At 39.0% G+C, this 10,484-nt stretch carries 12 protein-coding genes, 1 tRNA gene and 1 pseudogene; 8 read left to right on the top strand and 6 right to left on the bottom strand.

Annotated elements, in window-relative coordinates; genetic code table 11:
• The 4 genes from H4J50_RS16995 to H4J50_RS17010 form a co-directional block, all read left to right on the top strand.
• Nucleotides 1–455, top strand: a 455-nt coding sequence (locus H4J50_RS16995; RefSeq protein WP_182257468.1) for a peptidylprolyl isomerase, incomplete at its 5' end; no start/stop codon positions are given.
• Between the two features lie 21 nt (nt 456–476).
• On the top strand, nt 477–1,205 hold the full coding sequence (locus tag H4J50_RS17000) for an SDR family NAD(P)-dependent oxidoreductase (protein WP_010554366.1): 729 nt from the start codon (nt 477–479) through the stop codon (nt 1,203–1,205).
• On the top strand, nt 1,202–2,041 hold the full coding sequence (locus H4J50_RS17005; RefSeq protein WP_024605609.1) for an amidohydrolase: 840 nt from the start codon (nt 1,202–1,204) through the stop codon (nt 2,039–2,041). Before H4J50_RS17000 ends, H4J50_RS17005 begins: the two co-directional genes overlap by 4 nt.
• A 49-nt stretch (nt 2,042–2,090) precedes the next feature.
• Nucleotides 2,091–2,462 carry a hypothetical protein gene (locus H4J50_RS17010; RefSeq protein ID WP_024595815.1) on the top strand — a complete coding sequence of 124 codons (372 nt, stop codon included), beginning with the start codon at nt 2,091–2,093 and terminating at the stop codon, nt 2,460–2,462.
• 93 nt (nt 2,463–2,555) lie between these two features.
• Here H4J50_RS17010 and H4J50_RS17015 read toward each other — a convergent pair whose 3' ends face one another.
• The 4 genes from H4J50_RS17015 to H4J50_RS17030 all read right to left on the bottom strand — a co-directional run bounded on the left by H4J50_RS17015 (nt 2,556) and on the right by H4J50_RS17030 (nt 5,737).
• The gene (locus H4J50_RS17015) at nt 2,556–3,731 is read right to left on the bottom strand and encodes a mandelate racemase/muconate lactonizing enzyme family protein (protein ID WP_024605610.1); all 1,176 of its coding nucleotides are present in this window, start codon (nt 3,729–3,731) and stop codon (nt 2,556–2,558) included.
• 26 nt (nt 3,732–3,757) lie between these two features.
• Nucleotides 3,758–4,525: a class II aldolase/adducin family protein gene (locus H4J50_RS17020; protein WP_010554363.1), complete on the bottom strand. Its 768-nt coding sequence runs from the start codon at nt 4,523–4,525 to the stop codon at nt 3,758–3,760.
• A gap of 165 nt (nt 4,526–4,690) precedes the next feature.
• Nucleotides 4,691–5,014 (bottom strand): c-type cytochrome, encoded by a 324-nt coding sequence (locus H4J50_RS17025; RefSeq protein ID WP_002957866.1) that lies wholly within the window; start codon nt 5,012–5,014, stop codon nt 4,691–4,693.
• 183 nt (nt 5,015–5,197) lie between these two features.
• Nucleotides 5,198–5,737 (bottom strand): DUF2058 domain-containing protein, encoded by a 540-nt coding sequence (locus H4J50_RS17030; RefSeq protein WP_002957867.1) that lies wholly within the window; start codon nt 5,735–5,737, stop codon nt 5,198–5,200.
• Nucleotides 5,738–5,935: 198 nt separating this feature from the next.
• On the opposite strand from H4J50_RS17030, the gene H4J50_RS17035 reads away from it, so the two are divergent.
• Nucleotides 5,936–7,084 (top strand): MFS transporter, encoded by a 1,149-nt coding sequence (locus H4J50_RS17035; protein ID WP_182194448.1) that lies wholly within the window; start codon nt 5,936–5,938, stop codon nt 7,082–7,084.
• Here the strand turns inward: H4J50_RS17035 and H4J50_RS17040 are convergent.
• A complete protein-coding gene (locus H4J50_RS17040) occupies nt 7,051–7,551 on the bottom strand; it encodes a prolyl-tRNA synthetase associated domain-containing protein (protein WP_182194451.1) in 501 nt (166 codons plus the stop codon). The two genes, H4J50_RS17035 and H4J50_RS17040, sit on opposite strands and share 34 nt — an antisense overlap.
• 1 nt (nt 7,552) lies before the next feature.
• Nucleotides 7,553–7,948, bottom strand: coding sequence for a hypothetical protein (locus H4J50_RS17045; protein WP_024592478.1), 396 nt, complete (start codon nt 7,946–7,948; stop codon nt 7,553–7,555).
• Nucleotides 7,949–8,114: 166 nt separating this feature from the next.
• Here H4J50_RS17045 and H4J50_RS17050 point away from each other — a divergent pair.
• From H4J50_RS17050 to H4J50_RS17060, 3 genes and pseudogenes are all read left to right on the top strand, one after another.
• Nucleotides 8,115–8,190, top strand: a tRNA-Ala gene (locus H4J50_RS17050).
• 179 nt (nt 8,191–8,369) lie between these two features.
• Nucleotides 8,370–9,632: a PotD/PotF family extracellular solute-binding protein gene (locus H4J50_RS17055; protein WP_024605615.1), complete on the top strand. Its 1,263-nt coding sequence runs from the start codon at nt 8,370–8,372 to the stop codon at nt 9,630–9,632.
• Nucleotides 9,632–10,484: pseudogene (locus tag H4J50_RS17060) on the top strand (hybrid sensor histidine kinase/response regulator); the annotation flags it as partial. The gene H4J50_RS17055 and the pseudogene H4J50_RS17060, both read left to right, overlap by 1 nt.

A 10,484-nucleotide genomic window follows, 5' to 3' on the forward strand; every position in this document is an offset into this window, starting at 1 on the left:
ATTACACCCTTAGCGAAGCGGGCGAGCAAATTGAAAGTAGCACAAACGAAGCGCCACTTACTTACATTCATGGCAGCGAAGGCATGCTTCCTGGTTTAGAAAAAGCACTTGAAGGCAAAGAAGCTGGCGAAAAATTTAGTGTAACTCTAGAGCCAAGTGAATCATACGGCGAGCGTGTTGATGACTTAATTCAACGTATTCCGCTTAAGCACCTACAAGGCGACGTTAAAGTATGGAAACCTGGTATGACAGCAATGGTTAGCTCTAACCAAGGTCGTCATCAGGTTACTATTGTTAAGGTTGGTCGTTTTAACGCAGATTGTGATTTAAACCACCCATTTGCTGGTAAAACGCTAACGTTTGACGTTGAAGTTATATCGGTACGTGAAGCAACAAGTGAAGAAGTTTCTCACGGACATGTGCACGCTGAAGGCGGCTGCGGTCACTCTCACTAGTTAGCAATAAAGGAAGTAAGTATGTCTAAAGTTGCAGTCGTTACAGGTGGTACAAAAGGTATTGGCTTAGCCGTAGTAAAGCGTTTGCTAAACAATGGCTATGAAGTACATAACCTTGATATAGAGCTGAGCGAAATCGGTATATTTCATCAGTGTGATGTAAGTGATGTATCGGCGGTACAAAGCTGTATCAACGCTATCTGTGAACAAAGCAAACGTATTGATGTACTTGTTTCTAATGCTGGAAAACACTTAAGCGCAAATATAGAAAGCACCGACGAGCAAACTCTCGATGCACTTTTTGCGCTTAATGTTAAAGGCGCTTATGCCGCAATACAAAGCGTATTGCCAAGCATGAAAGCGCAAAATGGCGGCGCTATTATATTAGTCGCTTCCGATCAGGCAATTATAGGTAAGCAAAACTCTTTTGCGTATAACCTAACAAAACATGCCCTTGCCTCAATGGCTAAAACAACAGCGCTTGATTACGCAGGTTTTAATATTAGAGCAAATGCGGTATGCCCTGGCACAATAGAAACCCCGCTATTTCATAACGCGATAGATGCGTACTGCGCAAAAAGTGGCGCAAACAAAGCTGAAATAGTTGCCGAGGAAGCAAGTCTGCAACCGCTTAACCGATTAGGTCAAGCCGACGAAGTTGCTGCTCTTGTGAGCTTTTTAGCAAGCGACGATGCCAGCTTTATTACTGGTAGCTTACAAAGTATTGATGGCGGCTATACAGCCCAATGAGCATGCAAATTATTGACCCTCATGTGCATTTTTTTAATCTTGCCGAGGGGCAATATACTTGGCTACAAGGCGAAAACCCACCAGCATGGCCTAACCTAGAAAAAATTAAACAACCAATAAGTGCAGAGCAACTTGTTAAAAGTACTGATTTTGAACTTGCGGGTATTGTGCACATTGAGGCTGGGTTTGATAATCAATCACCTATAAACGAGTTAAACTGGCTAAGCTCGCATTTAAAAAACCTTTCATTCAAGGCTATTAGTTACAACCAAATTGATGCGCCCGCAGAGCAATTTAATCACGCGCTAAATGCACTGGCTCATTCAAGCCTTTGTGGTATAAGAGATATAACCGAAGAAGATGATGCAGTGAGACTAAAAAGCCCTCATTGTATTAATAACCTTAATTTATTGGCTACAAATAAACTGCATTTTGAAGCTCAATTTGATATTGAAAATAGCGAAATAACCAAACAAATAGCTTACTACGCTAAGCAGCTACCGCAGCTTCAGATTATAATTAATCATGCAGGACTGCCAAGTAATTTAAATGACTGGCAACAAGGTGCTGAGTTACTTGCTCAGCACGACAACATAGCAATTAAATTCTCTGGTTTTGAATTACTACAACTTACCAGTGAGCAACAAGCAGCGTGTTTTAATATTCTTTTTAATCACTTTGGCCAGCAGCGTATTATGTTTGCAAGCAACTTTCCTGTGTGCCAAATAAATACAAGCTACAACACTCTATGGCACTGCCATAAGGCGTTATGCTCAAACGATAAGACATGGCATAACCTTAGCTATGCAAACGCTAAGCACTACTACCAAGTTTAAGTAAAACTAGTTATATTAAACTCTCTTTTTATAATAATACGGCCAATTTATGAAAATGTACTTTTTACTAATCGTTGTATTTTCTGCGTTTTTTCTCAATGGCTGCATATCTCAAAATCCAGATCCGACACCTAAGCTGCAACATGCTCTACTGGCAAAGCCAAATAAAACAGCCGTTAGCAAAGCAATTAAAACACTTGTACATATACAAGAAACTCAATTAGCTGAGAATGTATTTACTACCAGCAGCACAGTAACCCTTAGCAATGTGGATGGTAATAATATTATCGACACGCAAAGTCGCAATACACCCGATCAGTTTGAATTGATGATTAAAGGCAAGCAATGCTATATACGCCACCTTGATAGTAAAGCCACTATTGAGCTTAAAGACGTAGAATGTAGAATTAACGAGTTATAACAAGCTAAAACTTTACCAAAAAAGTAAAAGCCGGTAAGTGACTAATCACTTACCGGCTTTTTAATGCATGACCTAAGTTAGGTTAAAAGACTATTATTTTATTTCTACGCGTTGAGAACGCATAACAATCTCATCATTTAATTCAATACCCAACCCTGGCTCTTCTGACACTTCAAAGAAACCATTTTTAGGTTGTGGGTCTTGTAAACATAACTCGCGGTTCCACTTTTTAATCGCATAAGTGTGGTGCTCATGAATCAAAAAGTTAGGGATAGCCGTTTCTAAGTGCAGTGATGCTGCTGTTGCAACAGGCCCGCCACATACGTGAGCTTGAATACGCACATCAAAGATATCTGCGTAATCACATACTTTTTTAGTTTCGGTAAAGCCACCACATAAACCAATATCAGGTTGCAGAACATCAATACTTTGCTCTTCTAAGTACGGGCGCACACCCCAGCGATTATACAAACGTTCACCACCAGCAATTGGCACATTAACTTTATCTGCTACTTTTGCATGCAATGAATGGTTTAGGTAGTTAACTGGCTCTTCAAAGTACATACAGTCAAATTCTTCTGCAATTTCACCCAACTGAATGGCTGTTGTCACGCCAGGTAAACTGTGGCATTCAAAAATAATATCCACTTCGTCGCCTACTGCTTCGCGAATGGCTTGCATACGTGCACGGTATAGCTTCATTTCAGTGCGTGAGATTATTTTTGTACGGTCGTAATAAGTATTGCCGTCTTTATCGTACTGAATTGGATCTACTTTTACTGCATCGTAACCTTCGGCCATCGCCTTTAAAGCCGCTTCTGCATATTCTTGCGGCTGTACTAGCGCTTTAAATTCGCTATCCCAGTCAAACTGTAATTGCGATGCGTACGTACGTAGTTTGTCGTTAACTTTACCGCCTAACAATTGATATACAGGTAAACCAAGCGCTTTACCTTTTATATCCCAAAGTGCGGTATCAATTGCGCTCATTGCAGCATATACAACAGGTCCGCCGCCTAAACCCCAAAAGCTTTCACGTAACATACGTGACCATAGTTTTTCTGTTTGAAATGGGTCGTGGCCTATTAAAAAGGCGTCGGCCATTTCCTTAATCATAGCCGCTGCAGCACTGTGACCTAAATCGTATGCAAGGCCCGCTTCGCCAACACCACTAATACCTTCGTCAGTATGAATACGTACAAACACAGGTGTCCAAGAAGGTCTATCAGGACAGTGAATATCAAATACTTCAACGCGATTTACTTTCATTAAAATTCCTTATTAACCGCTATGGGTTATTTTGCAAAACTAGGGTCAAGTCGATACGCTTTACGTAACATCGCAGGCCACGCAAGTTGCCCGCCGGTGCTGCCACTGTGTACTACGTTTGCTTGATTATAAATATTGTCGATTATAGGTTGCGGTACTTCAATCACCTCTTGCGAGCTTGATTGTAGCGCTAGTTGAATTTCACACGCTCGCTGTAAATCATAAAAGCGCATAAACGCATCGCCTACCGTTGGGCCTACTGTTAAGCCACCGTGATTTACCAATAACATATGGTTAGTGCTGCCCAAATCATCTTGCAGCACTTTTCGCTCGTCGTCGTTTACTGCAAGCCCTTCGTAGCCATGATAAGAAAGCGATGGCAGTGAAAACATTGAATATTGGCTAAGCGGTAATAAACCATTTTTTTGTGTAGCGACTGCGATTGTTTCTTTGGTATGAAGGTGAATAACACAATGAGCGTCTTCGCGTACCTCGTGAATCGCACTGTGAATAGTAAATCCAGCTGGATTAATACTAAATGGCGTATCGTCAATAATGTTGCCGTCTAAGTCGACCTTTACTAAATTAGAGGCAGTTACTTCATCAAAGGTTAAACCAAACGCATTCACTAAGTAGTGGTCGGTGCCAGGCAAACGTGCTGATAAATGCGTATAGATTAAATCCCCCCAACGAAAGTGCTCTACCAGTCTATAACACGCGGCTAAATCAACACGAAGTTGCCACTCTTGTGCTGATACTTTATTTTTTAAATCGAGTTGGGGTAAATCAAACATAATGAGCCTTTTAAAAACGTACATTATTAACCTGTACGAACAGATGTTTAGAAGTCTAAAGCAGTCTCTATTTTATAGCAAACACCAAACAAAACAGCCACACTATTGTGTGGCTGTTTGTAAAACTAAAATACCAATTGCATTAAAATGGTATAACTGCGTAAATTATTTTACGTTAGCTAGGTAATCTGCAATTGCTTCAAACTCTTCATCAGTTACCGTTGCAACCATTGCTTTCATTGCCATGGTCATACCGTTATTACGTGCACCTGACTTAATATCTTTCATTTGCGCTACTAAGTAGTCTTTGTTTTGACCGTTTAGTTTAGGGTACATACCCATAATTGGTGCTTTACCTTCAGCGCCATGACAAGTTTGACAATTCTTAGCGGTATAAAGTGCAGCGCCATCGGCAGCTGCTGCATTAAACGAGAAGCTTGCGGCTAAAGTAATACCCGCGCCTAATAGTAGTGTTTTCATCTTGCTCATTGTATTTACTCTTCTTTTTTGACGGTTAGAAAAACTGTTCTATTGATTGTAGTAAACAATCAAATAAAAAGCATACGTACGAAACGACGCTAGACGATCAACTTAACCAAAAACCGCTAACTCGTTTCTATCTCACTTTTATATACTTTAGCAAATAAAAATGAGCTTACCCTTAATAACTTATTACCACACTATATCATCTGGTACTTCAAAGTCTGCGTATGGGTCATCTTCATCTTTTGGTTTGTTTTCTGGCTCTACATGAAAAACAATATACTTTTCGTCAACTTCAGCCACTTTGCGTGCTGGTTCGTCGTCTAGTACGTAAAATTGCCCTTCTAGTACACAAATAGCTAAACGACCGCCCGATAACGCTTTTTGCGTTTTCTCGTTCACGTCGATATTTTTTACTTTGTTTTGATAAGTAAAATTAAATGTGCGCTCACCACGAATAGCGTCTTGGTTGTGGTGCTCTAAAATTTGTTTAACACGCGCTTCTTGTTCGCGCTGCTTTAAGCTCACTTGGCGTGTTTGGTTAAGCTCTTCAGCTTTTTTTTGCTGCTCTAGCTTGGTTTGTTGAATATGCTTTTGCAGATCACTTGGGTTGCTAGTAGCCCCTTTCTTTTGCTTTTTTTGTTGCTTACGCTTTTCTGATTTAGCAACTTTAGCATTATGCGATGTTGTTAATCCTGCTTGAAGCAATTGGTCTTGTAATGAACCCATGACTTTGTTCCACTAAAAACTAATATTATCGCTATTTTAATCACCAACGAGTTCAAATAACAGCGCTATCGACATTAATCTAGCAAACTAGTTAAAACAAACCATGATATAGCGCAATGACTATGGTTTTAATTATCAATTAAAAGCAATTTTTAATACAATACCAGACAACCAATCAGCAAATGCACAAGCCATATAATGCGTTTACCTCATCTACTCGTTTGCTCGGTATTTATATTTTTTGTGCTTTATGCACCGCAACCCCTACTTAGCCTTTTTGCGAGCGAATTTAATGTAGCACCTGCGGTAGCTGGCAGCTTAATGACTGCAACTATGCTGCCCTTAGCTATTGCCCCGCTCGTTTATGGTTTATTTTTAGCAAAAATAAATCCACTACTTATATTACGTATTGCAATGATGCTTTTAGGCCTTAGCTGCTTACTTTTTGTTTATGTACCTAACTTTGAGCTTTTATTATTAGTCAGATTTTTACAAGGTTTAACGCTCCCCGCAGCTTTAACAGCAATGACTAGCTATATAGGCATGAGTTATAGCGCTGATACACTTCAAAAAAATATGACCCTATATATTGGTAGCAGTATAGTTGGTGGTTACTTTGGACGTGTGCTTGCCGCTTTGTTTAGCGACTTATGGAATTGGCAGAGCTTTTATTACGTAATTGCTTTTATGCTTATTTGCTTAGCTTTAACAATCAAACATTCTCAATTTTCGAACCCAGCAACAAAGTCTCAGCTTTCACCACTGGACTACATTAAACAGCTTAAAGAAGGCGCTATACTTAAAATTTACGGTGCCGTTTTTTGTATGTTTTTTTGCTTTGCTGCACTACTTAATTACTTACCGTTTATATTGCAAAATACGTTTTTAATTACCAATACTCGTGACATAGGTTTAGTTTACAGTGGTTATTTAATTGGTGCCCTCGCCTCTATTGCTGCACCTTGGTTACTTAAAAAAGTCCCTTCGCCTTGGCATTTATTAACTGCGGTATTTAGTTTTTATAGTGTGAGTATTATTTTATTAATGAGCCATCAGCTTAGCTTATTTTTAATCGCATTTACTTTGTTTTGTGGTGCTATGTTTGTGATTCATTCAACTGCCGCACCGCTCGTTAATAAAATCAGTAAAGCCCCACCAAGTGTAACCAATGGCGGATATGTATCGTTTTATTACAGTGGTGGCGCATTGGGGTCGTTATTACCCGGTGTGGTATACCAACATCATGGGCAAACAGCGTTTATGTTTACGCTGCTTGCAGTTTGCTTATGTGGTTTATCGTTAATTATGTGGGCTTATTTTGAGGGTAAAAATACAACGCGCGGTTGATGCTTTGTGTAATTAAAAAATGTTTCTAAATCAGCTTTACTAAGCAACCATGTTTGGGTGTTTTCAAACGGATGACAATGAAACAAATCACCGTGCCAAATATCTTGGTCAACCCATAAGCTCACTTCGTTTTGCTTATCATTTAAAAGAGCCAACATAGATACATACCCAGGAGCCACTTTTAAATATTTAGCTAGCCGCTCACTCGATGCAAACCCTAAGCGTGAAAGCCCTTGTTGCTTTGATAGTGCCTTTAAGTCGAGTTGCTTATTGTGCGCTGTAATAACTAAAAAGTGTCGCTTGCCTTCGTTATCGCGTAAAAATAGGTTTTTAAGACGAGTACCTGGGCGCTCAATCATAAACTCATCAGCCGCTAAGCTAGTATGTAGCGGCGGATGTTCTATTGCATCGTAAGCAATATCTAGGTGCGCTAAAAGCTCTGCTAACTTCGTTTTATCAGCCAACATATTACAAGCAACGCCCTCTTAGCTGTACACTCAGATCTCGCCATAAAACATCATTAACTTCATGTTTGTTATCGCAGTATTTACGCTCTTTTAGCTCTTGATTTAATAATTCAACTGCTTGGTCTTCTAGCTGCAACTTCAGAATGCTCGATTCTTCAAAATGCTCTTTCTCTATATACTGCTTAACCTCACCACGGCTTGGTCTATTGTTAGGACCACGGTCTAGGTTAAAGTTTTCACGATGCTTAGCTTTTACCGAAACAACATAAGCAAAAAGCTTATTGCCTTGCTCATCTTGCTTTTCGTGAAACTGTTTATTATTTATTTCAAAAGGCGGCTCGTCATTCGAGGCACAGCCAGCGAGTAAAACCATAAGCGCTAGAACACATTTTTTCATTGTTTTTTATCGTTTTAGTTTTGAATTAAGCCGAGTCTAACAAAAATTGACGTAAACAGTGAAAATTTACGAAAAAATACTTGACCAATTTTATAAAAAAACTTAAAGTTCGTCCCGCTTGGAACTCAGCAGTCAAGCAGTTACATTATATGTAACTTAGGAATGTGGGGCTATAGCTCAGCTGGGAGAGCGCCTGCCTTGCACGCAGGAGGTCAGCAGTTCGATCCTGCTTAGCTCCACCACTTTCCTACTCCTTTTCAAATTCGCTCTACTCTTCTATTTTTCCATTGTTTTTATTGTTTTTTGACACCCTACTATTCTAATTTTTCATTCTATATAATTTTAAATTTATCCATTCAACTTGTGTCTTTACAAGTTCTTAGCTATACATAATGTCACACATTAGTACTTTAGGCTTAACATGGACAACCCTAAGCGTTCAACGCTAAAAAAGCTAGCTGCAATAGGTTTAACAGCTGGTGCAATAACACATGCGCCTTATGTTTTTGCCCGAAAAAAAGTCACATTAAGAGTACTTGGTACGCATGTAACACTCCAAGAGGCTATTCGCAAGCAAGCGATGAGTGACTTGGGTATTAATATAGAATTTACTCCCGCAGGCAGCGCTGCTGTTTTGCAAAAGGCATCAATGGACCCTAGCTCCTTTGATTTATACGAACAATGGTCAAACAGCATTAATGTGCTTTGGGATGCAGGTTCTATACAGCCAATAGAAAAAAAACGACTCACCTACTTTAACGAGATAAATCCACTAACTAAAACGGGAAAACTAACCGAAACTGCAAGTATTGGTGCAGGTGATGCTCCCTATAAATTATTAAATGTTCAACCCGATGGCACATTAAGCGCTCAAGAAAGCGATCATATTAGCTTTTTGCCTTATGTGCATAATGTTGACTCTTTTGGTTACAACACCGACTTTATTAAGCCCGGTATAGCATACGAAACAGAAAGCTGGAGTTGGCTGCTTGATGACGAGAACCGAGGTAAAGTAGCCATTGTAAATGCGCCTACCATTGGATTATTTGACCTAGCCCTAGCAGCACAAAGCAAAGGGCTTATAAAGTTTAACGATATAGGTGCAATGACCCGCCCAGAACTTGATAGATTGTTTAGTATATTACTCGACTTTAAACGCCAAGGTCATTTTAGTGGCTATTGGAACTCGGTCCCTGAATCGATTGAGTTTATGAAAAGTAAGCGTGCCCATATAGAAAGTATGTTTTCGCCTGCCGTCTCTGCGTTAAACAGTCAAAATATTAATGTTCGTTTTGCCGCGCCAAAAGAAGGCTACCGAGGATGGCATGGTGTTATGTGTTTATCGTCACAAACACAAAGTAGCGTAAAAGATGCAGCTTACGACTATATGAATTGGTGGCTTTCAGGCTGGCCTGGTGCATTTATTGCTCGCCAAGGTTATTACATTAGTAACCCACAACGCTCTAAACTACTTCTATCTCAGGCCGAATGGGATTACTGGTACGGTGGAAAAGCAACAAACATAGATTTATTAAATACAAATGGCGACGTAGCAGTAAAAGCGGGTAAGCAACGCAACGGCGGTAGTTACCATAAACGCTTTAGCAATGTAGCAGTATGGAACACCGTTATGCCAACCTATGACTACAGTCTACAAAAATGGTATGAGTTGATTAGCCGATAATGATAATAAATTCAATTAAATCAAAAATAATATTAGCTTTGTGTCCGCTGATTGGATTACTTCTTTTACAAAGCTATTTGTTTAACTATTCGCAAACGACCTTACTAAACTTGCAAAAGTCGCAGCGTAACGCGCTTATTCAAAGTGAAGCTGTAACTAACTTAGAAAACGATATTATTTCCCTGCAAGGGCATGCAGTTTCATTTATTGACAATGCAAATGAAAATACGATTACCAAATTTAATTTTTACTTAAATAAGGCAAATCTAAATCTCGAGCAGCTAAAAACAAACACTCAAAACCAGACCCCTGAGTATCAAAACTCACTAATACGCCTTGGCGAGTATTTAAATAATTACCAAGATACATTTGGCCAAGTTGTCGTAAACAGACAAAAACGCGAACACCTTTACATTACTCAGTTCAAACAACCTATTGATGACTTACAAGTAACAATTAGTGATTTAGAAGGGTCTTCAAACAATGATAATAAAGTTATTTTTAACGATGTTTTACTCACAATAAGTAATTTAAAACATGCAATTATAAGCTACCTCTATAAACCTAATTTTGATGAAGCACAAAATGTAAAACAAAACTTAAATCACTTACATAAAAAACTAACGAGCACCTCTGTAATAAATGAATCCCTCTCCAATAAAACAACAAGCTTAAACCAAGCTTATAACCAACTTGTATTACTCACCCGTAGCTACACTTTTTCTGTAAATGTAGTGCTTACAGGCATAGAAAACGAATTGCTGTATTTAACTAATGAAATTAAAAACATAGAAAAAAATAAACTAATCAAAACAGAAGAGCTACTAAGTAGCCACTTAACAAAAAATACAG

Source organism: Colwellia sp. 6M3, from assembly GCF_014077595.1.
Classification (GTDB): Bacteria; Pseudomonadota; Gammaproteobacteria; order Enterobacterales; family Alteromonadaceae; genus Cognaticolwellia.